Source organism: Nitrosospira sp. TNL200 (assembly GCF_055386305.1).
Genome location: NZ_AP041003.1, coordinates 890,251 through 915,824 on the forward strand (window position 1 = coordinate 890,251; position 25,574 = coordinate 915,824).

Below are 25,574 nucleotides of genomic sequence, written 5' to 3' on the forward strand. Positions count from 1 at the left end.
TGCCGGATTTAAGTTTAATGATAACCGTGGTGCAGCCGGGTATGAGCGCGAGATTCTACACTCTGACAGAGTCCCAAAGCGAATGTTCAGGCCGTGCCCAGAACGCACTGGATGGCGCGATGCGCGTTTGACGGCAGCGGTTTGTTTGCCGGCCTGGAACGCGGCTGCAGGGAAATAGGGAAACCATGCGGAGTCGATTATAATACCGGATTTGACTCATTTCTAAGCCTCCCGGCCAATAAATACGGCGGCATTCCAGTTTTTCCGATGCAATGCGTGATGAGTTTTCTTGATTTGCCCGCGGCGAGGTTCGCCGAAGGGGTGGTACGGCTGCCCGGCTCGAAAAGCATTTCCAACCGGGTGCTGCTGCTTGCCGCGCTCGCGGAAGGGACCACGCTGATACGCGATGTGCTCGACTCGGATGATACCGCCCGGATGCTGGATGCACTCGAGGTTCTCGGTGTTTCGATCAGCAGGGTAGGCGGAAACGATTATCGAATCCAGGGTATCGGAGGACACTCGCCGCTCCGTTTCCCGGTTGAGGAAGCCGATTTATTCCTGGGCAACGCGGGAACCGTGTTCCGCCCCCTGACTGCCGTTCTGTCGCTGACAGGGGGACGCTATCGTCTTTCGGGCTCGCCGCGAATGCATGAGAGGCCTATCGGCGACCTGGTGGACGCGTTACGCCAGTTGGGAGCGGATATAACATATGGCGGGGTGGAGGGTTTTCCTCCGCTGCGAATCATGCCGGCCGACATTCGCGCGACCGGGGTGACGGTCAGGGGAGATGTATCCAGCCAGTTTTTGACAGGACTGCTGATGGCGCTGCCCTTGTGCTCGTTCTCCAGGAGGAACCCGCTGACGATAAGCGTGGTGGGAGAGCTGATTTCCCGGCCTTATATCGAAATTACGCTTGCCCTGATGGCCCGATTTGGCGTTGCCATCGAGCGCGAGGAATGGCGCCGGTTTACCCTGTCTTCAGGGCAACGCTATCGCAGTCCGGGCGAGATGCGGGTGGAGGGTGACGCATCCTCGGCTTCCTATTTTCTTGCCGCGGGCGCCATTGCTACAGGCCCGGTGAAGGTGGAGGGGATAGGGCAGGGGAGTCTGCAGGGGGATGTTCGCTTTGCGGATGCGCTGGAGCAGATGGGTGCGCAAATCGACAAGGGTGGCGACTGGATCGAGGTGCGCGGGCCGGAATCCGGCCGCCTTCGTGCTATCGATCTCGACTGCAACGCTATTCCCGATGCAGCCATGACATTGGCCGTGGTGGCGCTGTTCGCCAATGGAACCACAAAGCTCAGGAATATAGCCAGTTGGCGGGTCAAGGAAACCGACCGCCTGACCGCTGTCGCCCATGAACTGCGCAAGCTGGGTGCGAAGGTGGAAGAAGGCCGGGATTCATTGACCATTCAGCCGCCGCCCATGGGACAATTCATACCTCATGCCTCCATCGGGACTTATGACGACCACCGGATGGCGATGTGCTTCTCGCTGGCGTCCTTCGGTGCGCCTGTTCGCATCGACGATCCAGGATGTGTTTCCAAGACCTTTCCCGGATATTTTGAAAAGTTCGCTGCAATTACCAGGGCCTGTTAACACTTGTCTCGCAGCAACGGGCGCGAAACAAGTGTTAACAGGCCCTGGAACATAATCCCCACCAGGAAATTCATCGAGGCATCATCAATGGCGGAAGAAGCAGAAAACAGTATTCCAGTTATCGCGATCGATGGCCCTTCAGCTTCCGGCAAAGGCACGGTCGCGTTGCTCGTGGCAAAAAAGCTCGGGTTCCACTATCTCGATAGCGGTTCGCTCTATCGCCTCGTGGCGCTGGCCGCGATGCGGTCGGAAGTGGATCTGGACGATGAAAAAGCATTGAGCGGGATTGCCGCGGATCTGGATGTGTCCTTTGCCGGTGGGGAGATACGCCTCGGAGACCGAAACGTAGCGGATGACATCCGGGCTGAAGCATGCAGCAATGGCGCATCGCGGGTTGCTGCTTATCCGCGGGTGAGAGGCGCCCTATTGGACCGCCAGCGCGCATTTCGCAAGCGTCCGGGGCTGGTGGCGGATGGGCGCGACATGGGCTCCATGGTGTTTCCTGAAGCGATGCTCAAAGTATTTCTTACCGCAAGCCCGGAAGTACGCGCGCAGAGGCGCTATAAACAGTTGATGGGCAAGGGAATCAATGCTAATATTGCCACCCTTTTGCAGGATATACGGGACCGTGATGCGCGCGATACCAATCGCAGCGTGGCGCCGTTGCAACTGGCCGCAGATGCAAATCTGCTCGATACGACTTCGCTCGACATCCAGCAAGCGGTCGACAGCGTATTGAAGCTGTATGCGGAAGCCTGTGCAAAGAGCGCCCCAAAGCCATCGTAATTTCGGAAACTCCCCAACTCTTGCAACTCCGGGAATGACGGGCGATCTCGTTTCCGAATGGAAAGCTGGTATTCGGGGCGCCGGCAATCATCAGTTCGGCGATTACCGGGACAGTTGGTGCTGGAGGCGCGAGCCAGAACGGCCCAAACTTGGGTTCTTGGGTATTTATTAATAGCGGCAATCATGGTTTTTCCAGGAAATTGATTTATTCGTGCCGTCGCTTTTTCCTTCTTTCTCACCAGGAGGAAAATACAGCGGTTGTTATCAACTTACTCGCTCCATCCTGCTTTTCGCGATGGAGTTACAAAATCAGGTTTTTACAATGAGCATTGCATCCCCCGCTACAGATTTTTCCGAAAGTTTTGCAGCGTTATTCGAGGAAAGCCTTTCCCGCCAGGAAATGCGAATCGGCGAAGTCATCACGGCCGAGGTCGTCCGTGTCGACTACAACATTGTTGTCGTCAATGCCGGCCTCAAATCGGAAAGTTTCATCCCCGTAGAGGAATTCAAAAATGACCGGGGCGAAATAGAAGTCAAGCCGGGCGACTTCGTAAGCGTGGCCATCGAAGCGCTGGAGGATGGCTATGGCGAAACCCGCCTGTCGCGCGACAAGGCCAAACGCCTCACAGCCTGGCATGACCTCGAGGCAGCCATGGAAAGCGGCACGATCGTGAAGGGCCTGGTAAGCGGCAAGGTCAAGGGTGGACTGACCGCAATGATCAACGGTATTCGCGCTTTCCTGCCTGGCTCCCTGGTGGACATTCGCCCGGTTAAAGATACGACGCCTTATGAAAACAAGGAGATGGAATTCAAGGTCATCAAACTCGACCGCAAACGCAACAATGTCGTGGTATCGCGGCGAGCGGTGCTTGAAGAAAGCCAGGGAGCGGACCGCCAGTCGCTGCTTGCAAACCTCACCGAAGGCGCGGTGGTGAAGGGCATCGTTAAGAACATAACAGATTACGGCGCGTTCGTGGACCTGGGCGGCATAGATGGCCTGCTGCATATTACCGATCTCGCGTGGCGCCGTGTCAAGCATCCATCCGAGGTCATCAGTGTCGGCGATGAAGTGACCGCCAAGGTACTGAAATTCGACCAGGAAAAAAACCGGGTTTCGCTGGGCATGAAGCAGTTGAGCGAAGATCCGTGGGTGGGGCTCTCGCGGCGCTACCCGCCGCACACCCGCCTGTTCGGCAAGGTCAGCAACCTCACCGATTACGGCGCATTTGTGGAAATCGAACAGGGAATAGAAGGATTGGTGCACGTATCCGAGATGGATTGGACCAACAAGAATGTCTATCCCTCGAAAGTGGTGCAACTGGGCGATGAAGTGGAAGTGATGATCCTGGAGATCGACGAGGAACGCCGGCGCATTTCCCTGGGCATGAAGCAATGCAAGGTCAACCCTTGGGAAGACTTTGCGATGAATCATCAGAAAGGCGACAAGGTGCGCGGACAGATCAAATCCATCACCGACTTTGGCGTCTTCATCGGGTTGCAGGGTGGCATCGATGGATTGGTGCACTTGTCCGATCTTTCCTGGAACCAGCCGGGCGAGGAGGCGGTGCGGAATTACAAGAAGGGTGACGAAGTCGAGGCCGTGGTGCTGTCGATAGATGTCGAGCGGGAGAGGATTTCACTGGGAATCAAGCAGCTGGAGGGAGACCCGTTCAACAGCTTCGTTTCCTTGCATGACAAGAACAGCATCGTGAAAGGGACGGTAAAATCGATCGATGCCAAGGGCGCGGTGATTGCACTGGAGAACGATGTCGAAGGTTACTTGCGTGCTTCCGAGGTCTCGCGCGACCGGGTGGAGGATATTCGTTCCCATCTGAAGGAGGGTGACACGGTTGAAGCGATGGTGATCAACATCGACCGCAAGAACCGGGGCATCAATCTCTCCATCAAGGCGAAAGACATGCTGGAAGAGTCCGACGCCATACAAAAGGCGGCCGCAGACAGTTCCGCGAATGCCGGGACAACCAGCCTTGGCGCCCTGCTCAAAGCCAAGATGGATGTCAAGAATACAGAGTAAAGGGACAGCAATGACAAAATCCGAACTGATTGCAAGGCTCGCAGCGCGTTATCCTCAATTGGTGGCGAAGGATGCGGAACTTGCCGTCAAGGTAATACTTGATGCCATGGCCAAAAGTTTAGCGCAGGGTCAACGTATCGAGATTCGCGGATTTGGCAGCTTTGACCTGAACTACCGTCCGCCGCGCGTCGGCCGTAATCCAAAATCGGGGGAAAAAGTACGTGTTCCCGAGAAGTATGTTCCCCATTTCAAGGCGGGCAAGGAAATGCGGGAACGGGTCGACCAGAAAGGCTAGCAGCCTGTCGGACTTGAAGAATCGAAGCGAAAATATGGCTGGGTGAGGGTGGATTTTGACGATTTTGAAGGCCAATAGTTATTCTATTGGTCGAAAAAGCGGCGCACATCCCGTTGAATCGATCGTCGGGGGAATATGATTCATGCGTTATCTCGCCTGGTTTCTGCGCATTGGACTCTTCCTTCTGCTGCTCGGCTTTGCCATGCGGAATACCGACCAGGTGACGCTGCACTATTATTTTGGCTATGAATGGAATGCGCCTCTCGTCCTGGTGCTGTTGTTGTTTTTTACGCTAGGTGCGGTCATCGGAGTGCTTTCCTGCCTTGGAAAAATATTCAAGCTGAGGCGGGAGAGCTCTTCCTACAAAAAGAAATTCCTGGCTTCGGAAGAACGAGGATGACCTTTGCCTGCCAGGGCGAGGAGTGGTTCTGCCGCGTCAGTCTCCTCTTCCCGATTGGGACAGACTGTTCCGATTTCTCCATTGCATGAGTAATCCCCGTAATCCCCGCGTCATCGTCGCCCTGGATTTTGCCGAAGCGGAACAGGCGCTGGCCTTGGTGGATCGCCTCCATCCCGCTTTATGCAGAGTCAAGATAGGGAAAGAGCTTTTCACCGCCGCCGGGCCGCAATTGGTGGAAAGCATCATGCGCCAGGGGTTCGATGTCTTCCTCGACCTGAAATTTCACGATATCCCCAACACGGTTGCGAGCGCCTGCAGGGCGGCGGCGAAGCTGGGCGTATGGATGCTGAATGTCCACGCACTGGGAGGAAGAAAAATGCTTTTGGCGGCCCGGGATGCCGTACCCCCCGGCGAAACCCGGCTCATAGCCGTTACCCTTCTTACCAGCCTCGGCCAGGAAGATCTGGACGAAATCAGCTTGAATGGAAGCCCGAGGGAAACGGTTCAGCGCCTTGCTCTGCTGGCGCATGACTGCGGCCTGGATGGGGTGGTATGTTCCGCCCTTGAAGCCCGGCAGTTGCGGAACAGGATCGGCGATGCCTTTTGTCTGGTTACCCCGGGAATTCGGCCTGCCGATACAGCGGAGAATGAGCAGAAAAGGGTGGCAACTCCGAGGGAAGCAATCGAAAATGGTTCGGATTACCTGGTCATTGGCCGGCCCATTACCCAGGCCAGGGATCCAATAGCGGTTTTGCAACGGTTAAACAACGAAATCATGGATGGTAGGCAGTAGAAGGTTGATTTGGAACCTTCTTTTTCCAGTGAGGAATTCAATTTTTTCTCCTCGGCCATCCCTGAGGACACCCGCCGCCAGGGGGCGCGCATATAACGGCGGTATGGCGTCGATCTCACATTGACCCTTTTGTCGGCAGGGCGTAAAGTAAACAAAGAAGTCCAGAAAGCCAGAAAGTATTCGGGATTTCAAGCGTATTCCATCCACTTCTGCTGGAGGATCATACCATGTCCGATTTTCACATCTTATCCGCGAGGCGGCTTGCCGGCACCGTCCGGATCGTTTCCCCGGCCTCGCCCAAAGCAGTAACCTTGCTGTCACCCGCCCTGGAGGTCATGACCGACCTGCGCTACACGCACGCAGCGGTTACCGATACCGCGACCTCGATGGAGGTGGCCAATGCCGATATGATAAAGCGTGGCGTGCGCTCGCTGCTGGTGCTTGACGGGGACGAGAGTCTCTGCGGCATCATCACGGCCACCGATGTCCTCGGCGAGAAACCGCTGCGCTTTATCCAGGAGCGCCAGGTAAAGCATAATGAGATCCTTGTGGCCGATATCATGACTCCTCTCGAACGGCTGGAGGCTGTCGCCATGGAGGAGGTCCAGCGAGCCCGGGTGGGAGATATCATTACCAGCCTGCAGGACAGCGGCCGGCAGCACACCCTGGTGATAGAAAGCGATGAAAGAGGAATGCCGGTGGTCTGCGGCATTTTTTCTCTGACACAGATAGAGAAGCAACTGGGAGTCACTCTTCCATCTCTGGAAGTTGCCAGGACATTTACGGAAATCGAGGCGGCACTGATACACTGATAGCGCGGCAGGCTCGTTGCTGTCCATGCCGTTCATTATCCCTGCCATCGTGGTGGCGGGGATAGGCGCATGGGGACACCGAGCGGCCGAACGTGGACGGCCGCTCAGCCCGGTCTGTCCAGTCTATCCAGCGTTCGGGTTTACGCTACAGGAGCTGGAGGGGGAATCGTTTCCTGGACTGAAAGCGGATCCCGCCAGCGCTCGATGCGTACGCCGAGTTTTTTTAGCCCGCGTATTGCGCCTGGCTTTGCTACGCTGATCCTCGTCCAGGGCGAGCCGAACTCCACCAGGATGATCTGGGCGATATGCTCGGCCAGAGCTTCCAACAGGGAAAAGTGCTTTTGCGAGAGGGTTTCGTTTATGCGCTGGACGATAAGCGCGTAGTCCAGCGCATCTTCGAATTTGTCCGTCTGGCAGGCATGGCTATGGGGAAGCGCTATTTCCAGATCGAGCTGGATGGTTTGTTCCGCGTCGCGTTCCCACGGATAGATGCCAATCAAGGTTTTGACCTTGAGTTCATGCAAAAAGATAATGTCCACTGAATCAGCCTATATGGGTTCTACCGGTTTTTGCGCTTCAGGCTGTACCGGCGCCTGGCAAGCAGCCAATTTTCCATTATGCTATTCACTCCAGGTGCAATAGAATATGGATTGCCAGCCCCTGCATGTTCTCTGAGTGGATATTTTAGTCGCGCCGCCGTCCCGGCCATCGGAAGTTTACCAGCAACATCCCACCCATATTGAAAGATTGCCAGCCCTGTGGGCGAATTTATTCCGGCGGTATCGGCCTGTTTCCGGCTTTGTGCCACCGCGATAGGACTTTTTCGGACATAGCGCAAGTCTCATGATCGCAGCCGCTGCCGTGCTGACGGCTTATCTGCTTGGTTCCATATCCTTTGGCGTGCTGGCAAGCCGGTTCTTCGGCCTGCCCGACCCTCGCACCTACGGCTCCGGCAATCCCGGCGCGACCAATGTGCTGCGCAGCGGCAAGAAAGCGGCCGCGGCGGTGACACTGCTCGGAGATGCCGGCAAAGGCTGGTTGTCGGTCGTACTGGCGCGTTATGCCGGTCCGAATTGGGGAATCACCGATACGGTGGTTGCCGCAGTGGCATTAGCGGTATTCCTGGGCCATCTTTTTCCGGTATTTTTACGCTTCCAGGGTGGAAAAGGTGTGGCTACCGCCCTGGGCGTGTTGCTGGGTTTCAACCCATGGATGGGGTTGACGGCAGCGGCAACCTGGCTGTTGGTAGCCGCAGTATCGCGCATCTCATCGTTATCCGCCCTTGCCGCAGCAGTGCTTGCACCAGTTTACGCGGTGTATTTTCTCGGCTTGGGGACGAGTGCAGCAGTGGTCCTCATCCTGTCGCTGCTCCTTGTCTGGAAACACAAATCGAATATTGCCAGCTTGATGGCGGGAAAGGAGGCGAGAATCGGCGAGCGCAGCCTTCCATAATTGCTTCCATTTCCCCTTCAGATATCAGTTTGCGTTTCAAGGTCCCATCGGGCTTTTATTGCAAACGTTCTGCCGGAATGATCCGCGGTTATGCCGGCTTGCAGCCGCATGGCTCCCGCAAAGGCGATCATTGCGCCGTTATCTGTGCAAAACTCCAATTCGGGGAAAAAAATGGAGGCGCCGGCTACTTCGGCCTTCTGGCAAAGCGTTTGCCTTAATTGCCGGTTGGCGCCCACTCCTCCCGCCACCACGAGCTGATCCAGCCCCGTCTGCGTAAGTGCATTCATGCATTTTTCGGTGAGAACCTCCACCACGGCTTCCTGGAAGGCATGCGCGATGGCGCCCCGTGTTGAGTTCGTCAATTCCTCCTGGTTTATCAGGGTGAGCGCCGCTGTCTTGAGACCGCTGAAGCTGAAATTGAGGTCTCCACTGCGAAGCATGGGGCGGGGAAATCTGAACGGATTGCGCTGGCCTGATCTGGAAAACTCGTCAGCCTGCTTTGCCAGCGCGGGACCGCCAGGGTAAGCCAAGCCCAGCAGTTTTGCGATTTTATCGAAAGCCTCACCCGCTGCATCGTCCACCGTTTCGCCTAGAAGCCTGTACTGGCCAAGACCCTTTACTTCCATCAGCTGGGTATGGCCGCCTGACACCAGGAGCGCCACGAAGGGAAATACCGGAGAGGGAGTGGATAGCAACGGCGAGAGGAGATGGCCTTCCAGGTGATGCACGCCGAGAACGGGAATATCCAGCGCGAGGCCGAGCGAGGCGGCTATGCTTGCGCCGACCAGCAGCGCGCCCGCCAGCCCCGGTCCCTGCGTGTAGGCTATGGCGCCGAGATCCCCGAGTTCCTGTCCGGCCTGGGCCAGGCATTGCTTCAGGAGAGGCAGCACGCGCCGTATATGATCGCGGGATGCGAGTTCCGGCACCACGCCGCCATATTCGCTGTGCATTTCCGTTTGGGAATAAAGCGTATGGCCCAGCAGCCCGCGCTGGGCATGGTAAAGCGCAACCCCGGTTTCGTCGCAGGATGTTTCGATTCCGAGTACAAGCAGGGGTGGTTGGATCGGCGGGATCAGCAAGGAGCGTGCGGTTGACTTTTTGCCAACGGATTCTGAAAATTTCTGTACTTGTTATATAATGGAGAGCTAATGTTCGTTGGGCTGATGTTCCATTGTGCAGATTCGTGCGGGTGAAGCCGGCGCATCGATTATTTTTATCTATTCAACATCGAGAGAAGGAGAAGATATCTTCATGACTACTATTAAAGTCAAGGAAAATGAGCCGTTTGAGGTTGCCATGCGCCGTTTCAAGCGTACCATAGAAAAAACCGGCTTGCTCACGGAATTGCGTGCACGGGAATTTTACGAAAAACCCACGGCTGAACGCAAGCGTAAGCTGGCTGCGGCAGTCAAGCGAACCTACAAGCGTTTACGCAGCCAATTGCTTCCTCCGAAACTTTATTAGTTGTCATTAGTCAAATTTATCACGCCTGATCTGGCGAGATTCATTTGGATGAGTAGGGGCGAGTTTCACAACATCATCACGAATTCGAGCGCGGTCAATAATATATTGAATCCCGGTATTGAGACTATTCGCAGTAATAAGAAAAATTCCCGAACGTGAATCTGAGGCAACAAATCACCGAAGACATGAAGTCCGCGATGCGCGCGGGCGATACCAGGCGGCGGGATGCCATCCGCTTGCTGCAGGCGGCGCTGAAGCAACGGGAAGTGGATGAGCGGATCGAACTGGATGATGCTGCCGTCGTCGCAGTGGTAGAAAAAATGCTCAAGCAGCGAAGGGATTCCATTGCCCAGTACGAGGCTGCGCATCGGCAGGATCTGGCCGATGCCGAGAAATTCGAGGTGAGCGTATTGCAGGGCTATATGCCTTCTGCATTGAGCGAAATCGAGATCGATGCTGCCATAACCGAAGCGGTTTCCACGGCAGGCGCCAAGGGACAACAGGATATGGGAAAAGTAATGGCCTTGCTGAAACCCAGGCTGTCCGGACGCGCCGACATGGGCAAGGTCTCCGCCCTGCTCAGGGCTAGGCTCGCCGGTTGATGTAGCCGGGACCGCCCGGCTCCTCGCGCCATGCCAACGAGGAAGGGAAGGTGCGTTTTAACAGGCCCCAGGGAAGACGGTTCGGTGGTTGCGTTCTCTGACATAATTGATTATCGGCCATAAATGATCTCGCAATCATTCATTCAGGAATTGCTCGATCGGGTGGATATCGCCGATGTCATTGAGCGCAACATCCCGCTCAGGAAAGCGGGAGCCAACTATACCGCCTGCTGTCCTTTTCATAGCGAAAAAACACCTTCGTTTACCGTGAGCCCTTCCAAGCAGTTTTACCACTGCTTCGGGTGCGGTGCGCACGGCAGCGCCATCAGTTTTCTGATGGAATACGCGGGGATGAATTTCGTGGAAGCCGTGACTGATCTGGCTTCCCGCGTCGGAATGCGGGTTCCCGCGCAAAAATCAGGGACTTATCCGGAAAATCCGGGGTTGGAGTCCGGCTTCAGGCAGGAATCCGCCCCAGCCCAGCAGTCCGGGGCTGAAGCCTTCACCCGGGATCTGTCCGATGCCATGAGCGCGGCGACGCGCTTTTATCGCGAGCAGCTCAAGCATTCCCAAAACGCTATCGGCTATCTCAAAACGCGCGGCTTGACGGGCGAGACAGCCGCGCGCTTCGCCATCGGTTATGCTCCGGCCGGCTGGCAGAACCTGGATGCAGCACTTGCCGGTTTCCTGGCGGGAAAGCGAGCCGATCTGCTGGCCGAGGCAGGACTGGTCATCGCCGAGGACGGCAAACGTTATGACCGCTTCCGCGACCGCATCATGTTTCCCATTCTTGATCTCAAGGGAAGAATCGTGGGTTTTGGAGGCAGGATATTGGACCAGGGCGAGCCAAAATATCTGAATTCACCCGAAACACCCCTGTTCCAGAAGGGCCACCTGCTCTACAACCTCTATTCGGCACGCAGGGCAATCCGGCAGGCGGGGAAGGTGATCGTGGTTGAAGGGTATATGGACGTGGTTGCCCTTTCGCAGCATGGCATCGATTACGCGGTTGCCACATTGGGGACAGCCACCACGCCGCATCACGTACAGAAACTTTTACGCCATACGGATAACGTGGTGTTTTGCTTCGACGGTGACAATTCCGGGAGAAAAGCGGCATGGCGCGCATTGGAAGACAGCCTGGCTCAGGTTGTGGATGGCAAGAATATCAGCTTCCTTTTTTTACCGGAGGGCGAAGATCCCGACAGTTACGTGCGCCGTCATGGGAAGGAAGCTTTTGAGCGGCTATTCGAGCATGCGCTTCCTCTGTCTGTTTTTCTCTTCAAGGAACTATCGGCGCGCGTGGACCTCAGAACCAGCGAAGGCTGCGCCAAGCTGGCCCAGGATGCAAAGCCGCTGCTGGCAAAAGTTGCAGCCCCGGGTCTTGCGCTTCTGCTGTTGAAGCGCCTTGCGGAAATCAGCGGCTTTACCCGTAACGAGTTGGAAGAGCTGTTGAAGATCAGGCGGTTTTCATCCACCCGGACTCCGGAAAAGGCGTCGCGGCCGCAACCGGCTTCGCCATACCGATGGCTAATACAGGTATTGCTGTACGATCCGGGCTATGCTGCAAAGCTGGATAGGGATCTGCTCACGGAAGATACGGAATATTCGGAAGAGATTGTGGCGCTGACGGAACTGGTTGAATTTATCGATAATTGCCTCCATATCAGCGTAAATACGGTAGTCCCTGCAGCGATTACCTATTTTCAGGACAGCCCGCATTGCAAGTTATTGCAAAAAGCCCAGAGCGAAACCCTCGCATGGGACGCCAACATAGACGTGGAGGCCGAGTTCGCTGGCGCCATGGCACAATTGAGAAACAGGAAACGCAAGCAGCGCATGACCAAATTGCACAGCAAGTCGTTGAGCATGCTGACGCACGAGGAAAAACAGGAGCTTCAACGATTGGCGCTATCATGATCCGACCAGTTGATAACTGATATTGAAATCATGGTAGAATCAAAAGTTTTTAGGTTTCAACTGCATTGTCTGGAAAGGTTATGGTAAAGCCGAAAACACAAAACAAAGAGCCAGCTATAAAAGAAGAAAAATCGAAGCTTCCCGCAGTGGACCGTTCTCTCAGAAAAACCAAGGCGGCGGCTGGGAATGAAGGAAAGGAGGCCGGGGCCAGGCCCAGGCGAGGCACGGCGGATGTCGTGCCAGACATGCCCGAAAAAATACCGGGAGAAATGGCGGAAGAAGACTTTTCAGGGGGCGAGGAGCTTACCTCCGCCACATCAGTTCGGATGACGGAGATTGCGAAAGCGGTTATGGCTGCCAAAGAACCTAATTTGATTACTGCGAAAATTGCCAAGGCAAAGGTGCTAAGAGAGGGCAAAGCGCCTCAGCCGAAGGATCCGGACAAGGCGCCGCTTGCGCCCCAGGACCTGGAGGCCCGGCGTCTGCGTCTCAAGAACCTGATCGTGCAGGGAAAGGAGCGCGGCTACCTGACCTATGCCGAGATCAACGACCATCTTCCCGACGACATGCTCGATGCCGAGCAGATCGAGAACATCATCAGCATGATCAATGATGTCGGCATATCGGTGTACGATGAGGCGCCCGACGCGGAAACACTGTTGATGTCCGAAACTGCTCCTACGGTGGCGGATGAGGACGTGGTGGAAGAAGCGGAAGCGGCCCTTTCCACCGTCGATTCGGAATTCGGGCGCACCACCGACCCGGTGCGTATGTACATGCGCGAGATGGGTTCGGTCGAGTTGCTCACGCGCGAAAGCGAAATCGAGATTGCGAAGCGGATCGAAGATGGATTGAAGCACATGATCCAGGCGATTTCTGCATGCCCCACGACCATTGCCGCCATTCTCGATCTTGCCGCCAAGGTGGCGAAAGACGAGATGCGTGTCGATGAGCTGGTGGATGGATTGCTGGATCCCGATTCCGAGCAGCTTATCACCGAAGAAATTCCCGACGAGTCGCTTGAGCAGGAGCTGAGCGCCGAGGGTTCGGAAGATGAAGATATCGTCGCGATAGCGAATGCGAACCTGCTGAAGCTGAAAAATGATGCGCTGGACCGTTTTGCAGTCATCCAGCAAGCATATGCGGAAATGCAGAAAACGCTGGAAAAGAAAGGGTCGTCCAACCGGGCATACAAGGAAGTACAGGAAAGTATTTCCTCTGAGCTCATGGCCATCCGCTTCTCGGCAAAAATGGTGGAACGGCTTTGCGATACCCAGCGCGCCCTGGTGGATGAAATGCGCGGCTACGAGCGCCGGATCATGGATATCTGCGTCACCAAGGCGGGCATGCCGCGCGGACATTTCATCAAGGCTTTTCCCGGCAATGAGAGCAACCTGGAGTGGGTGGCGCAGGAAGTGGCGCTGGGCAAAACCTATAGCCAGCCGCTGAGCCGCTTTGAAGCGGCCATCCTGGAGCAGCAGCAGAACCTGCTGAACCTGCAAAAGGATGTAGGCATCCCTCTCAAGGACCTCAAGGAAATCAATCGCCGGATGTCCACCGGCGAGGCGAAGGCGCGCCGCGCGAAGCGTGAAATGACTGAGGCCAATCTGCGCCTGGTCATATCCATCGCAAAAAAATACACCAACCGCGGGCTGCAATTCCTTGATCTCATCCAGGAAGGGAATATCGGCCTTATGAAAGCAGTGGATAAATTCGAATACCGGCGCGGGTACAAGTTTTCGACTTATGCGACCTGGTGGATTCGCCAAGCTATTACGCGCTCCATCGCGGACCAGGCGCGCACGATACGCATACCCGTGCACATGATCGAAACCATCAACAAGATGAACCGAATTTCGCGCCAGATACTCCAGGAGACGGGGCAGGAGCCGGAACCGGCAGTGCTTGCGCAGAAAATGGAGATGCCCGAGGAGAAGATCCGCAAGATTTTGAAGATTTCCAAGGAACCCATCTCCATGGAGACGCCTATAGGCGATGACGAGGATTCCCATCTTGGCGATTTCATCGAGGATTCCGCCACCATGGCTCCCTCCGACGCTGCGGTATACGCGAGCTTGCGCGACGTGACCAAGGACATACTCGATTCGCTGACACCGCGCGAAGCGAAAGTGCTGCGCATGCGCTTCGGCATCGAAATGAATACCGACCATACGCTGGAGGAAGTCGGCAAGCAGTTCGATGTGACGCGCGAGCGTATTCGCCAGATCGAAGCCAAGGCGCTACGCAAGTTGCGCCATCCTTCGCGGTCCGAGCGGCTGCGCAGTTTCCTCGATACCGAAGGCTGAGCGGCTCCGCAACTGTTATACTTTCATTCATCCTACCATTGCGGGGGTCTGTAGCTCAGTCGGTTAGAGCAGGGGACTCATAATCCCTTGGTCGTTGGTTCGAGTCCAACCAGACCCACCAGTAAAACAAAGGCTTACGAATAAAAACGTGAGCCTTTTCCTTTTGTGGGACACTGACGGGGAAATATCTAACAGTCGACCGGTCCTCGGCAAAAAACTGTACAAGAGCAAATATCATTTATAGCTAAAACCTCACCAGGACAAATTTTTTATTGATAAGCGCGGTTGCCGGTTGTCTTTTTGCGCTATGGAAAGCGATCATATTCATTCTTGATCGGAATGACAAAAGCGAATGGCGCGAAGGCTTCTCGAATTGGAGAAAGATATGCTGATTAGCGCATTCCAAAAAGAGGATTTTCTAGAAGCACAGAAAGATTATATCGAGCCATATTGTTCGAATATCGACCCTTCAAACCAAGACGACCCTCGCGTCACAGTGAAAGTCAGGAAGTTGGTTTTCAGTGCACTATGGAATGAAATCCAATGTGCTTCGGAGCAGCGACGCATCCTGGTTCTCGCAGACGCGGGGATGGGGAAAACTACTCTCCTGCTAAACTTATTCGCGAAGGAACAGAAAAAATGGCCTGGAAAGCGGAGGAGGATAGCGCTTATTCCATTAAATCGTAACGATGCGAGGGAACAGATACGGAAAATTGTGGATCAACGCGAAACGATATTGCTTTTAGATGCTTTTGATGAGGATACGAGCGCGATCGAAGATTATAGGAAGCGTATGGATGAATTGATGATCGCCGCTGCGGACTTTAAAGTGATTATCATGACTTGCAGAACACAATTCTTCTCTCAGGAAAGTTCTATACCCCATGAAACAGGGATAGTTAAAGTAGCACCGCGGAGTACCGGAACTCTAACAATGCACGAATGGCGCACCGTATATCTTCTGCCTTTTAATGACCAACAAGTAAGTGCATTTCTCAAAACGGCGATTAAATGGACACATTTAAACGAACTCAAAAGGGCCAAAAAGATCGTGGCTCAGATTCCAGAGCTTATGGTACGTCCAATGCTGCTTACCCTGGTGCCAAAGCTTGCTGCAGCAAAGCTGGATGCACGCAATCTTTGGGATCTATATGTTTTCATGGTCGATCAATGGTTGCAACGGGAGAGTGCCTGGATTAGCTCTGATGAGCTGATGCGATTCTCAAAAGAACTAGCTGTTGATTTGGTTTTGGGACGCAATCTGAGGGGGAGTGAACGGATACCGCTTAATGAGCTGGTAAGTTTAATTCGCGTTTCTAGCGAATTAATCGAAAGCTGGAAGTTGACCAATCGATCATTATTAAATAGAGATGCGGTGGGTAATTTCAAATTTGCCCATCGATCAGTCATGGAGTTTATGTTCATCAAAGCTTTTATTGATGGCGATGATCGATGCGTGTCAGTTAAATGGACTGACATGATGTGTGACTTATTTATTAGCTGGGGACAAACAACTCGCTACGGCTGTAAGCGTGTGGGCGAAATAATGGCGATGGATTTGCGCACCACATCATTGTTTCCATTTATCCGCCCCTCGGTTCCAGCAAGTTCGATTGATCAAGCATGGGTAAACCAAGCATTATCAGATAAATCATCTTTCGGAGCTCGATCTGGACTTCCATCTGAATGGCGCTCATACACTAGCCGTATAGTTGAGAGTAACAATGTCGTGCGAGTCTATGATTTTGCGGCAGGACTTGTCCTGCAATTCGTTAACACCGTTGCAATTGAAGACCGAAGTGAACGAGATGTTTTTAAACTTATTCCATCGCACAACCGATGGCGAAGTTCCTTTGATAGCACAACTTGGTTTTTGCCTCAACTGTCCGAGTTCAGGTCGTTGATCGAAATATTGACCTTAAGTGGAAGAATAAATGAATTATTTGATACCCGCGAGATATATTGGCTGGCTGATAGAGATGAGACATCTCATTTCCTTGCACGAGCTCGAACAAATTTGACAGCCCCGGATAAGCCTGCGGAGTTTGCCCATTGGCAACTTGTAGATAGTGTGACTAGTTCTGCAGGCGACATAAAGTTTGCTATAGATGTTTACAAAGTAGATCGGAGAAAGGCTATGTCTCCACAGATCATCGCAATACCTATCATGACATATCAAGGAGAGGCCGAGGTAATGTTTCGCGATGATGATTTAAACGGAACGAATGCCAATTGGGCAATGACTCCCACATCTGCCCTATTCAGACTTAATCTCACAAAATAATAGTTGATCAAGTTACTGATTTGTATCGGAAATAGATATTTTTGCGAAATCCCTTGGATTTGTATGTCATCGAGGAAGCGGTGCATGACGTAGGCGTCAACATACCTTATTTGCGACTCCTTCTTCCAGCAAGTCTCCGTTTGCCTGATCCATCGTTTCGAGGGCAGGAAGCATCATGACGGTATCTCCGCAGGTTTGAAGATGGCGTTGCAGCAGCTTGTAGATGTCCAGGTCGAATTCGGCGCAAAAGTGCGATGCCAGGACATCCTGAAGTTCGTCCTCGTCTTCCACGGTTTTAAGATGGCGCCAGTCCTGGAAGATGTGCAACTGGGTGCGTCCGGTGTCGGCATGCTGTTCACGCACACCGATCTTTCCCGGATAAGGCCAGGGCTTCAGGCGGTGAGGTATGAGGGCGAGCTTCAAGCGCAGGTAATGCAGCTCCGGCTTCTCTCTTCCCGCACAAACACCATCGCACTGTTTAAGCTGTGATGCGAAACAGGCGCCCTTGCCGGACTCGATTCCGACCACGCGCGGACACAGCCGCTGCTCTCTGACGATCTCGCGCAGGGTGTTCATGGCGCCGCGTTTCGAGCGGAACAAGCCAAACAGGTGCTCGAATACCTCCGGCTCGATTTCCTCTTCCCCAACAACGCGCACCAGCGGGAACTGGTTGAGCCCGGCAGCGAGACTCAGCGAGAATAGCTGTTGTATCCGCAGCCGCCGGTTATGTACCGGCTGGCGTTCCTTGATCAGTCTCGCTTCCAATAGCAAGGCGCCCAGTTCTCCCGCTGTCTCGATCCATTCCACGCGCGTGATTTCCTGTCCGATGCGCATGTCCCGGCTGGAGGCATGATCGTTGCTGAAATGGGACAGCACCCGGGAACGCAGGGCGACGCTCTTGCCAATATAGAGCGGTAAGTCGTTCTCACCGTAGAAGAGATACACTCCCGGGCTCTCGGGTATCTCGTCCAGGAACCCGGCATCGAGCCCCGCGGGCAGGCTGGAGCCGTGTATCAGGCGGGCTACGGCGTCCAGTACCGCGGCCTCGCCCAATTCTCGCTTGGCGAGCTCCATGTAGTTGACCACCAGTTCGACATCTCCCATGGCGCGGTGGCGCGCAGGGCAGGCAAGACCATGGCGTGCCATGATGGCATCCAGCCCATGGCCCTCGTGATGCGGATAGAGGGCGCGCGAAAGTTTGACGGTGCACATCACCTTCTGGCGGAGTACCGCGCCCAAGCGCCGGTATTCGTTCTTGAGGAAGCCGTAGTCGAAGCGCACGTTGTGCGCAGCCAATATGGCGCCGTCCAGGTAGCCGTGCAGGACGGGGGCGATATCCTCGAAGGCTGGCGCGTCCCGGACCATGTCATTGGTGATGCCAGTCAGGCGCGAGATGAAGGATGGAATGCTGACACCCGGATTGACCAGCGTCTGCCAGCGCTCCGTTTCCACACCGTATTCGAAGCAGATGAGGGCGATCTCGGTGACGCGGTGGTATGAAGGCGTCGCGCCGGTCGTTTCCAGGTCGAGGATGACGAAACGGGACAGTGTGGAAAACACGAGGAAGCGTTTCCTTGGCGCAAGCAGGGAGTTGCGATGGGGCCAGACTACATCACTGGAATGGATTTTTCAAATCCAGATGGGCGCGTGGAATGTTGGATACGTATACGGCTTTAACTTTGGCGAGCAGTGGCTACTGTTATCGTGGCCGCGGCAAGGCTGGTACTCATAACGCCAAGCCGGCTGTCTTCGTCTTGAAGTAAATTCTTTCCCGTGATGGCGCAAAAACTACGACGGTAACGGTAGCGGCGCTATTGCGATATACTTCCTTTGCCCCTTGTTTCTAACGCGGGAAAATCATGAAGATCCATGAATACCAGGCCAAGGAAATACTGCGCGCGTTCGGCGTTGCGACCCCTCGTGGAATTGCCTGTTTCAGTGTGGCGGAAGCAATGGAAGCTGCCCATAAGCTGAACAAGCTGGACAGGCCGGATAAGCTGGAGAAGGGCGGCCTCTGGGTGGTCAAGGCGCAAATTCACGCAGGCGGCCGTGGAAAGGGTGGTGGCGTGAAAGTGGCGCGCTCGCTCGATGAGGTGGAACAATACGCTGGGCAGATGCTGGGCATGCAGCTCGTTACCCGCCAGACCGGCGCGGGCGGGCAGGTAGTGCGGCGGCTGCTGATCGAGGAGGGCGTGGAAATCACCAGGGAGTTCTACATCGGCCTGGTGGTGGACCGCTCCAGGCGGCGGGTGTGCCTGATGGCAAGCGCCGAAGGGGGGATGGATATCGAGGAGGTCGCGGCCAAAACACCCGAAAAGATCCGGAAGATATTCATCGACCCGATTGCCGGCCTCACCGCTTCAGAGGCCGGGGATGTCGCGGAAAGTATCGGCATCGGCCCGCAAGCGGTAAAGGAAGCGAGCGAATTTCTGCAGGGGTTGTATCGCGCTTATGACGCAACCGATGCCTCGCTGGTCGAGATCAATCCGCTGGTGATGACATCGGACAATCGCGTGTTCGCACTCGACTCAAAACTGAGCTTCGATGACAATGCATTGTTTCGCCATCCCGAGCTTGCCGCTTTGCGCGATCTGGACGAAGAGGACCCCGCGGAGATCGAGGCTTCGAAATATGATCTTTCCTATGTCTCGCTGGATGGCAACATCGGCTGCCTCGTCAACGGCGCGGGCCTGGCAATGGCCACCATGGATATCATCAAGCTTTATGGCGGCAACCCTGCGAACTTCCTCGACGTGGGGGGCGGCGCCACCGCGGAAAAGGTGGCGGAAGCATTCAAGCTGATGCTGCGCAATCCGGAACTGCGGGCCATCCTGATAAACATATTCGGCGGTATCATGAAATGCGACGTCATTGCCGAAGGCGTGGTGGCAGCTGCCCGGGAAGTAAAGCTGGGCGTGCCGCTGGTCGTGCGCCTGGAAGGCACCAATGTGGAACTGGGCAGGAAGATCCTGGCCGAATCGGGCCTGCCGATCATCTCCGCGGCCAATATGGCCGACGCGGCGGCCAAGGCTGTCTCTGCGGCGGCGGCAGCGATACCCGAGACGCCCGGGCCGGCAACGGGAAGGACATAACCATGGCTATCCTGATCGATCGGCATACGCGCGTCATGACCCAGGGCATAACCGGCAAGACAGGCCAGTTCCATACCCGCATGTGCCGGGATTATGCCGACGGAGACCAATGCTTTGTTGCCGGCGTCAATCCGAAGAAGGCGGGGAAGGATTTCGAGGGCATCCCCGTTTACGCCAGTGTCATGGAAGCGAAACAGGCGTCAGGAGCGACGGTATCGGTGATTTATGTGCCTCCCCCTTTTGCCGCGGCGGCGATCGAGGAAGCGGTAGATGCGGAACTGGACCTGGTGATCTGCATCACGGAAGGCATTCCGGTGCGCGACATGCTGCGCGTCTGCCGCAAAATGGAAGGGCGCAAAACGCGCCTGATCGGTCCCAATTGCCCCGGTATTATCACGCCGGATGAAATCAAGATCGGCATCATGCCCGGCTATATCCACAAGAAAGGGCGCATAGGCGTGGTGTCGCGCTCCGGCACGCTGACCTATGAAGCAGTCGCGCAATTGATGGAGCAGGGGCTGGGACAATCCACCTGCATCGGAATCGGCGGCGACCCGGTCAACGGGCTGAAGCACCTGGATGTGATGAAACTTTTCAATGAGGATGATGAAACGGACGCCGTCTTGATGGTCGGTGAAATCGGGGGCTCGGATGAGGAGGATTGCGCTCGTTGGGTCAGGGACAATATGAATAAACCGGTGGTCGGCTTTATTGCTGGCGTTTCCGCGCCGCCGGGCAGGCGCATGGGACACGCCGGGGCGGTCATATCCGGCGGGAAAGGCACGGCGCAGGAAAAGCTTGCCGTGATGGAAGCATGCAGGATAACGGTGACGCGCAATCCGGCGGAAATGGGAAGAGTCCTCAAATCGGTATTGCGATAATTTTTCCGGGACGAGAAAACCGGCTTTTCTTGCTATGATCCTAAATCCGGCAGTTGACCGCTTTTTTCCAGTCTTGGAGTCATGATCCAAAGACTTTCCACGGTTTTAGATGTTTACCTATAGTGTGAGTTCGCTACATGGCGGATTGCGTGATTTTTGCGGCACATGGCTGCGCTGCAACTCCCTGGAATGGAATGGCTATTGCGCGTCGTCGCGCCTTGCCCTCCACTCCAAAAACCGCATACTCCACCCCGTTAAACTGTCGGATTTAGGATGATCTTATTCTCTCTGATCTTTGCCCTGTTGCTGGAACGCTGGCATTCGAGCGGCCACCGCAATGGTCCGGTAGCCGCGTTTTTATCCTATGCGGATACGCTTGGGCGCTATTTCAATACGGGCATTCGCCATCATGGCGTTGCGGCCTGGTTTGCGGCAGTGCTTCCTGTACTGGTGGTGGCGAGCTGGGCCTATCATTTTTTGTATGGCTTGAGCCCGATCCTGGCGTGCGCCTGGAATGTGGCAATCCTGTATTTCACCATGGGCTTCCGGCAGTTCAGTGAGTCTTTCGTCGAAGTGAAAACAGCACTAAAGAATGGCGACGTGCTTTTGGCCCGCCAGCTATTGAAGGACCTAGGGGGGAGCGCGAAGGAGACCGATGAGCTCAGTAGCCAGCAAATTGCACGGGTTGCCATCGAAATGGGATTGCTTTATTCGCACCGGTACCTGTTTGCCATTATTGTCTCTTTTGTCATATTGCCGGGTCCCATGGGTCCGCTGCTCTATCGCGTGGCAGAGCTGCTGAACGAGCGCTGGGGAGGACAGCCGGAAGCGCCGGGCGCATTTGCGGCAAAAGCTTTCGAGATAATTGACTGGCTGCCCGCAAGATGCACCGCCATGAGCTTTGCCATCGCCGGCAATTTCGAAGACGCCGTTTATTGCTGGCGCGCGCAGGCTGCATCATGGATGAATCAAAACCAGGGAATAATCCTCGCCAGCGGCGCGGGCGCGTTGGGAGTGCGTCTTGGAGATCCCTTGCGCCAACCCCATGGGGAGTTCTATCGTCCTGAGCTGGGAGTGGGGGAAGAAGCCGATATGGATTTTCTGCAAAATACCATTGGCCTGGTCTGGCGCGCGCTGGTGGTGTGGCTTTTGCTGCTCCTGCTGCTGGAAATCGCCAGTTGGGCGGGATGAAGATAAGTGGCAGTCCCCCCGGGATTCAGGGACGTGCTACGATGACAGGCGAGGATTTTTACTACTTCTTCCCAATTATTATAACTGCCACCATCATGAGAAGTGCCAGTCATGATGCAATCATGAAACCCTGAAACAGGAGCCATGAAATCCCATGCCAGAACCATTAGTAATCGCGACTTCCGATAAATCCGGCAAGCCAATCGTTTTGCTGCCTGGCCTTGCCAATCGGCACGGTCTCATCAGCGGCGCGACCGGAACCGGCAAGACGGTCACGCTACAGGTACTGGCCGAGCGGTTCTCCTCGATTGGTGTGCCGGTATTCATGGCCGACGTCAAGGGGGATCTGTCGGGGCTGGCCGCTCCAGGCAAGGATTCCCCGAAGATGGAGGCGCGGCTGGCGCAACTCAAGCTGGAGAAGCCGGTGTGGATGGGTTGCCCGGTTGCTTTCTGGGATATATACGGCAAATCGGGACACCCGGTCCGCGCCACCGTATCCGACATGGGGCCGCTGCTGCTTGGACGGTTATTCAACCTGAATGACACGCAGCAAGGGGTGCTGGCGCTGGTGTTCAAGATCGCGGATGACAACGGCCTTTTGCTGCTTGACATGAAAGACTTGCGCGCCATGTTGCGATTCGTGGGCGAGAACGCGCGGAATTTCACCGTCGAATATGGCAACATTTCCGCTGCCTCCATCGGCGCAATTCAACGTTCGCTGCTCGAAATCGAACAGCAGGGGGGCGGCCAGTTCTTCGGCGAGCCGATGCTCGACATCAGCGATTTGATGCAGACCGACAACCAGGGCCGGGGAATGATCAATATTCTCGCAGCCGAAAAGCTCATGAATTCTCCCAAGCTGTACTCGACGTTTCTGCTGTGGATGCTGTCCGAACTGTTCGAGCGCCTGCCGGAAGTCGGCGATCCCGAAAAACCGAAACTGGTATTCTTTTTCGATGAGGCTCATCTGCTGTTCAACGAAGCCCCGCGCCCGCTGCTGGAGAAAATCGAGCAGGTGGTGAGGCTGATACGTTCCAAGGGGGTCGGGGTATATTTTGTGACGCAGAATCCGCTCGATGTTCCCGAGAATGTTCTGGGGCAGCTTGGCAACCGCGTGCAGCACGCGTTGCGCGCATTTACGGCACGCGACCAGAAAGCCGTCCGGGCGGCGGCGCAGACCATGCGGGCGAGTCCCGGTTTCGATACCGAAAAAGCCATCACCGAGCTTTCGGTCGGCGAAGCGCTGGTGTCATTGCTGGACGAGAAGGGCAGGCCGGCGATGGTCGAACAGGCATTCATCACCCCGCCAGCCTCGCGAATGGGTCCGCTCGACGATGCGGAACGCATGAATATCATCCAGTCCTCCATCATTTTCGGGCATTATGAGCAGATGGTGGATCGCGAATCCGCTTATGAAATAATCCGAAGCCGCACCGCCACGACGCAGGAAGCCAGCGAGGATGGCGGAAGACCGATGGAACGGCAGGAAAATCACGCGGCGCCGGCCAGCGATGAAGGTGGCATGATGGATACGCTGAGTGGCCTGCTTCTGGGCAAAACCGGACCGCGTGGCGGCCGGCATCCCGGTATCCTCGACGCGGCAGCCAAAAGCGCGGCGCGTTCGATCGGCTCGCAGGTCGGCCGGGAGATCTTTCGCGGGGTTTTGGGTGGTATTTTTGGGAGCGGGCGTCGCCGCTGATGGTTTAAACCCGGCGGAGGGCTCGCTTTCACCATATAGGTGGACGTAGAGTACCGCGTAAAATCTTTGTGGGTCATGGCTCTAACCTGGAAATGAGCGCGGTCAACTGCTGGGTTTGGGATCATGGACGGCAAAGCGGGTTCAGTGAAGCGGGGAAAGTGTAGTGCGTTCGACTGCGCCAGTCTTTTTGATGATTTTAATCGCGGGCTGTGCAACTACGGCCGAAGTTAAAGGTCCGGCAGGGCCTCCCCCGGCAAGCGCGCGCCCCGTTTACAATCTCACCGGATATTCGCCCGCCTTCAAGGACGGGTATATCGATGGTTGCGAAACCTCGAAGAAGACGCGTTATGCGGCAAAGGATGAGCGGCGTTTTTCGGTGGATGCGCAATACAAGATGGGCTGGAGCGATGGGTACAGCGTTTGCCGCGGTAAGCGGTAGAGCCCACGGGCGGAGACACAGGCCAGCGCCTGTGTCTTCCGAAGGAATATGCCGCCTCGTGGCAGGCTGCAGGCGGCCCAACGATAGCCTGGGGGGCTTGCATTTCCGCCGCTGCCCGGTCCGTGCTTTGCGGTAGCCTCCGGGCGGCGCTCCGGGGCGCATCCCGCTTTTGTCGGCGATGCGCCGGCGGAGGTTTATCCTGAAGCGCCTTACCCTCGTTCCTATCGCTTTTAGGATTGGGTCTCCTATTGGGATATAATGGCGTTTTGCGCCTGTGCCATGAAACGCTTAATCCTGCTGCTACTGTTTCTCGCGCCCCCCGTTGTTGCCCAGCAGCCGCAATATTCCTCATTGCCTGTTCCCACCTTATCCATCGCGGCGAAGTCCTATGTTCTTTCCGATTTCCAGAGCGGGCAAATCCTGGTCAGTGAGAATGCCCAGGAGCGCGTTGAGCCGGCATCGCTGACCAAGCTGATGACCGCATATATTATTTTTTCGGCGCTTCAGCAAAAACGGCTAACTCTGACCCAGACTGTGCTTGTGTCGGAACATGCCAGGCGTGCCCAAGGGTCGCGCATGTTCATCGAAGTCAACAGGCCGGTGACGGTGGATGAACTGATGCGGGGCATGATCGTGCAGTCCGGCAATGATGCAAGCATCGCCCTAGCGGAAGCCGTCGCGGGTTCCGAAAGCGCTTTCGTTTCCCTGATGAACAAGGAGGCCGGGCGGCAGCGGATGAAAAATACCCGTTTCGCGAATGCAACCGGCCTGCCGCACCCCGAGCATTACTCCAGTGCTTACGATCTTTTGCTGCTGGCTGCTGCCATGATTCGCGATTTTCCGGAATATTATCCGCTCTATTCCCTCAAGGAGTATACCTACAACAAGATTACGCAACCGAACCGCAATCGCCTGCTATGGCTCGATCCCAATGTGGATGGCATCAAGACGGGACATACCGAAGCGGCTGGTTACTGCCTTGTCAGCTCGGCCAAGAGAGGAGAGCGGCGGATGATTTCCGTGGTGATGGGCGCCGCTTCCGACAATGCGCGCACCATGGAAAGCCAGCGTTTGCTGAATCATGGCTTCCAGTTCTACAACACGGTTCACCTCTATGGGAAAGAACGGGAAGTAGTCGCTATTCCATTATGGAAGGGCACGCAGGACAAGCTCAAGACGGGTTTTGGCTACGACATATACTTTTCCCTGCCAAAAAACGAGGTGGATAAACTGAAGGCCAGGCTGGAATACAAGCAGCCGCTCATGGCTCCCATAACCGCGGGACAAAGGGTGGGAACCGTCAAGTTCACGCTGGATGGCAAGCCGTTCGCGGAGCACCCGTTGATCGCACTCGAATCGGTGAGCGACGCGAGCATTTTTGGGCGCGCCTGGGATAGCATACGGCTTTTGTTGAATTAGGGCCTGTTAATATTTGTTTTGCGGCTTGCACTCGCGCTTTTCCGTGCAGCAACGCAGGTGCTAAACAAGTATTGACAGGATCTGAAGCAGGATCAAGGAAAGCGC

At 55.5% G+C, this 25,574-nt stretch carries 22 protein-coding genes and 1 tRNA gene; 20 read left to right on the forward strand and 3 right to left on the reverse strand.

The features are described from left to right. The first annotated feature begins 279 nt into the window (after positions 1-279). The 7 genes from aroA to ACZ5CE_RS04040 all read left to right on the forward strand — a co-directional run bounded on the left by aroA (position 280) and on the right by ACZ5CE_RS04040 (position 6,720). A complete protein-coding gene (aroA, locus tag ACZ5CE_RS04010; RefSeq protein WP_464576462.1) occupies positions 280-1,599 on the forward strand; it encodes a 3-phosphoshikimate 1-carboxyvinyltransferase in 1,320 nt (439 codons plus the stop codon). An 87-nt stretch (positions 1,600-1,686) separates the two neighbouring features. Then, the gene (gene cmk / locus ACZ5CE_RS04015) at positions 1,687-2,385 is read left to right on the forward strand and encodes a (d)CMP kinase (RefSeq protein ID WP_464576464.1); all 699 of its coding nucleotides are present in this window, start codon (positions 1,687-1,689) and stop codon (positions 2,383-2,385) included. Between the two features lie 322 nt (positions 2,386-2,707). After that, a complete protein-coding gene (gene rpsA / locus ACZ5CE_RS04020; RefSeq protein WP_464576465.1) occupies positions 2,708-4,420 on the forward strand; it encodes a 30S ribosomal protein S1 in 1,713 nt (570 codons plus the stop codon). Positions 4,421-4,430: 10 nt separating this feature from the next. Beyond that, on the forward strand, positions 4,431-4,715 hold the full coding sequence (locus tag ACZ5CE_RS04025) for an integration host factor subunit beta (protein WP_464576467.1): 285 nt from the start codon (positions 4,431-4,433) through the stop codon (positions 4,713-4,715). Positions 4,716-4,857: 142 nt separating this feature from the next. Next, complete coding sequence (locus tag ACZ5CE_RS04030) at positions 4,858-5,115, forward strand: LapA family protein (RefSeq protein WP_464576469.1); 258 nt, start codon at positions 4,858-4,860, stop codon at positions 5,113-5,115. Positions 5,116-5,200: 85 nt separating this feature from the next. Then, positions 5,201-5,908 carry an orotidine-5'-phosphate decarboxylase gene (gene pyrF / locus ACZ5CE_RS04035; RefSeq protein WP_464576471.1) on the forward strand — a complete coding sequence of 236 codons (708 nt, stop codon included), beginning with the start codon at positions 5,201-5,203 and terminating at the stop codon, positions 5,906-5,908. 227 nt (positions 5,909-6,135) lie between these two features. Further along, positions 6,136-6,720: a CBS domain-containing protein gene (locus ACZ5CE_RS04040; protein WP_464576473.1), complete on the forward strand. Its 585-nt coding sequence runs from the start codon at positions 6,136-6,138 to the stop codon at positions 6,718-6,720. Between the two features lie 140 nt (positions 6,721-6,860). Here the strand turns inward: ACZ5CE_RS04040 and ACZ5CE_RS04045 are convergent, their stop codons facing one another. Continuing rightward, positions 6,861-7,259 carry a dihydroneopterin aldolase gene (locus tag ACZ5CE_RS04045; RefSeq protein WP_464576475.1) on the reverse strand — a complete coding sequence of 133 codons (399 nt, stop codon included), beginning with the start codon at positions 7,257-7,259 and terminating at the stop codon, positions 6,861-6,863. Between the two features lie 304 nt (positions 7,260-7,563). On the opposite strand from ACZ5CE_RS04045, the gene plsY reads away from it, so the two are divergent. After that, positions 7,564-8,172, forward strand: coding sequence for a glycerol-3-phosphate 1-O-acyltransferase PlsY (plsY, locus tag ACZ5CE_RS04050; protein ID WP_464576477.1), 609 nt, complete (start codon positions 7,564-7,566; stop codon positions 8,170-8,172). Positions 8,173-8,189: 17 nt separating this feature from the next. Here the strand turns inward: plsY and tsaD are convergent, their stop codons facing one another. Then, entirely contained in the window at positions 8,190-9,224 is a 1,035-nt protein-coding gene (tsaD, locus tag ACZ5CE_RS04055; protein ID WP_464577418.1) for a tRNA (adenosine(37)-N6)-threonylcarbamoyltransferase complex transferase subunit TsaD, read from the reverse strand. A gap of 199 nt (positions 9,225-9,423) precedes the next feature. Here tsaD and rpsU point away from each other — a divergent pair, with 199 nt between their 5' ends. From rpsU to ACZ5CE_RS04085, 6 genes are all read left to right on the forward strand, one after another. After that, positions 9,424-9,636, forward strand: coding sequence for a 30S ribosomal protein S21 (gene rpsU, locus ACZ5CE_RS04060; RefSeq protein WP_004179462.1), 213 nt, complete (start codon positions 9,424-9,426; stop codon positions 9,634-9,636). Positions 9,637-9,791: 155 nt separating this feature from the next. Next, complete coding sequence (locus tag ACZ5CE_RS04065) at positions 9,792-10,238, forward strand: GatB/YqeY domain-containing protein (protein ID WP_464576479.1); 447 nt, start codon at positions 9,792-9,794, stop codon at positions 10,236-10,238. A gap of 123 nt (positions 10,239-10,361) precedes the next feature. Beyond that, the gene (dnaG, locus tag ACZ5CE_RS04070) at positions 10,362-12,158 is read left to right on the forward strand and encodes a DNA primase (protein WP_464576481.1); all 1,797 of its coding nucleotides are present in this window, start codon (positions 10,362-10,364) and stop codon (positions 12,156-12,158) included. Positions 12,159-12,484: 326 nt separating this feature from the next. Continuing rightward, the gene (rpoD, locus tag ACZ5CE_RS04075) at positions 12,485-14,464 is read left to right on the forward strand and encodes an RNA polymerase sigma factor RpoD (RefSeq protein WP_464577419.1); all 1,980 of its coding nucleotides are present in this window, start codon (positions 12,485-12,487) and stop codon (positions 14,462-14,464) included. A 44-nt stretch (positions 14,465-14,508) separates the two neighbouring features. Next, positions 14,509-14,585: transfer RNA gene (locus ACZ5CE_RS04080), tRNA-Ile, on the forward strand. Between the two features lie 264 nt (positions 14,586-14,849). After that, positions 14,850-16,748, forward strand: a complete 1,899-nt coding sequence (locus tag ACZ5CE_RS04085) for an NACHT domain-containing protein (RefSeq protein ID WP_464576482.1) — start codon at positions 14,850-14,852, stop codon at positions 16,746-16,748. 96 nt (positions 16,749-16,844) lie between these two features. Here the strand turns inward: ACZ5CE_RS04085 and ACZ5CE_RS04090 are convergent, their stop codons facing one another. Continuing rightward, complete coding sequence (locus tag ACZ5CE_RS04090) at positions 16,845-18,308, reverse strand: exonuclease domain-containing protein (protein WP_464576484.1); 1,464 nt, start codon at positions 18,306-18,308, stop codon at positions 16,845-16,847. A 299-nt stretch (positions 18,309-18,607) separates the two neighbouring features. On the opposite strand from ACZ5CE_RS04090, the gene sucC reads away from it, so the two are divergent. The 6 genes from sucC to ACZ5CE_RS04120 all read left to right on the forward strand — a co-directional run bounded on the left by sucC (position 18,608) and on the right by ACZ5CE_RS04120 (position 25,469). Then, positions 18,608-19,840 carry an ADP-forming succinate--CoA ligase subunit beta gene (gene sucC, locus ACZ5CE_RS04095; protein ID WP_464576485.1) on the forward strand — a complete coding sequence of 411 codons (1,233 nt, stop codon included), beginning with the start codon at positions 18,608-18,610 and terminating at the stop codon, positions 19,838-19,840. A 2-nt stretch (positions 19,841-19,842) separates the two neighbouring features. Then, a complete protein-coding gene (gene sucD, locus ACZ5CE_RS04100) occupies positions 19,843-20,721 on the forward strand; it encodes a succinate--CoA ligase subunit alpha (protein WP_464576487.1) in 879 nt (292 codons plus the stop codon). A gap of 273 nt (positions 20,722-20,994) precedes the next feature. Further along, positions 20,995-21,912, forward strand: a complete 918-nt coding sequence (locus ACZ5CE_RS04105) for a CobD/CbiB family protein (RefSeq protein WP_464576489.1) — start codon at positions 20,995-20,997, stop codon at positions 21,910-21,912. Positions 21,913-22,066: 154 nt separating this feature from the next. Continuing rightward, a complete protein-coding gene (locus tag ACZ5CE_RS04110; protein ID WP_464576491.1) occupies positions 22,067-23,611 on the forward strand; it encodes a helicase HerA-like C-terminal domain-containing protein in 1,545 nt (514 codons plus the stop codon). Between the two features lie 190 nt (positions 23,612-23,801). Beyond that, positions 23,802-24,050 carry a hypothetical protein gene (locus ACZ5CE_RS04115; RefSeq protein ID WP_464576492.1) on the forward strand — a complete coding sequence of 83 codons (249 nt, stop codon included), beginning with the start codon at positions 23,802-23,804 and terminating at the stop codon, positions 24,048-24,050. A gap of 279 nt (positions 24,051-24,329) precedes the next feature. After that, positions 24,330-25,469, forward strand: a complete 1,140-nt coding sequence (locus tag ACZ5CE_RS04120) for a D-alanyl-D-alanine carboxypeptidase family protein (RefSeq protein WP_464576493.1) — start codon at positions 24,330-24,332, stop codon at positions 25,467-25,469. Positions 25,470-25,574: the final 105 nt, after the last annotated feature.

Excerpts from the sequence above, each read along its gene's own strand:
- sucD (WP_464576487.1), top strand. The coding sequence starts at position 19,843 with ATGGCTATCCTGATCGATCGGCATACGCGCGTCATGACCCAGGGCATA.
- rpoD (WP_464577419.1), top strand. The coding sequence starts at position 12,485 with ATGACGGAGATTGCGAAAGCGGTTATGGCTGCCAAAGAACCTAATTTG.
- dnaG (WP_464576481.1), top strand. The coding sequence starts at position 10,362 with ATGATCTCGCAATCATTCATTCAGGAATTGCTCGATCGGGTGGATATC.
- ACZ5CE_RS04030 (WP_464576469.1), top strand. The coding sequence starts at position 4,858 with ATGCGTTATCTCGCCTGGTTTCTGCGCATTGGACTCTTCCTTCTGCTG.
- pyrF (WP_464576471.1), top strand. The coding sequence starts at position 5,201 with ATGAGTAATCCCCGTAATCCCCGCGTCATCGTCGCCCTGGATTTTGCC.
- rpsA (WP_464576465.1), top strand. The coding sequence starts at position 2,708 with ATGAGCATTGCATCCCCCGCTACAGATTTTTCCGAAAGTTTTGCAGCG.
- plsY (WP_464576477.1), top strand. The coding sequence starts at position 7,564 with ATGATCGCAGCCGCTGCCGTGCTGACGGCTTATCTGCTTGGTTCCATA.
- ACZ5CE_RS04120 (WP_464576493.1), top strand. The coding sequence starts at position 24,330 with ATGAAACGCTTAATCCTGCTGCTACTGTTTCTCGCGCCCCCCGTTGTT.
- ACZ5CE_RS04025 (WP_464576467.1), top strand. The coding sequence starts at position 4,431 with ATGACAAAATCCGAACTGATTGCAAGGCTCGCAGCGCGTTATCCTCAA.
- ACZ5CE_RS04105 (WP_464576489.1), top strand. The coding sequence starts at position 20,995 with ATGATCTTATTCTCTCTGATCTTTGCCCTGTTGCTGGAACGCTGGCAT.
- rpsU (WP_004179462.1), top strand. The coding sequence starts at position 9,424 with ATGACTACTATTAAAGTCAAGGAAAATGAGCCGTTTGAGGTTGCCATG.
- ACZ5CE_RS04115 (WP_464576492.1), top strand. The coding sequence starts at position 23,802 with ATGATTTTAATCGCGGGCTGTGCAACTACGGCCGAAGTTAAAGGTCCG.
- ACZ5CE_RS04110 (WP_464576491.1), top strand. The coding sequence starts at position 22,067 with ATGCCAGAACCATTAGTAATCGCGACTTCCGATAAATCCGGCAAGCCA.
- ACZ5CE_RS04040 (WP_464576473.1), top strand. The coding sequence starts at position 6,136 with ATGTCCGATTTTCACATCTTATCCGCGAGGCGGCTTGCCGGCACCGTC.
- ACZ5CE_RS04085 (WP_464576482.1), top strand. The coding sequence starts at position 14,850 with ATGCTGATTAGCGCATTCCAAAAAGAGGATTTTCTAGAAGCACAGAAA.
- cmk (WP_464576464.1), top strand. The coding sequence starts at position 1,687 with ATGGCGGAAGAAGCAGAAAACAGTATTCCAGTTATCGCGATCGATGGC.
- sucC (WP_464576485.1), top strand. The coding sequence starts at position 18,608 with ATGAAGATCCATGAATACCAGGCCAAGGAAATACTGCGCGCGTTCGGC.
- aroA (WP_464576462.1), top strand. The coding sequence starts at position 280 with ATGAGTTTTCTTGATTTGCCCGCGGCGAGGTTCGCCGAAGGGGTGGTA.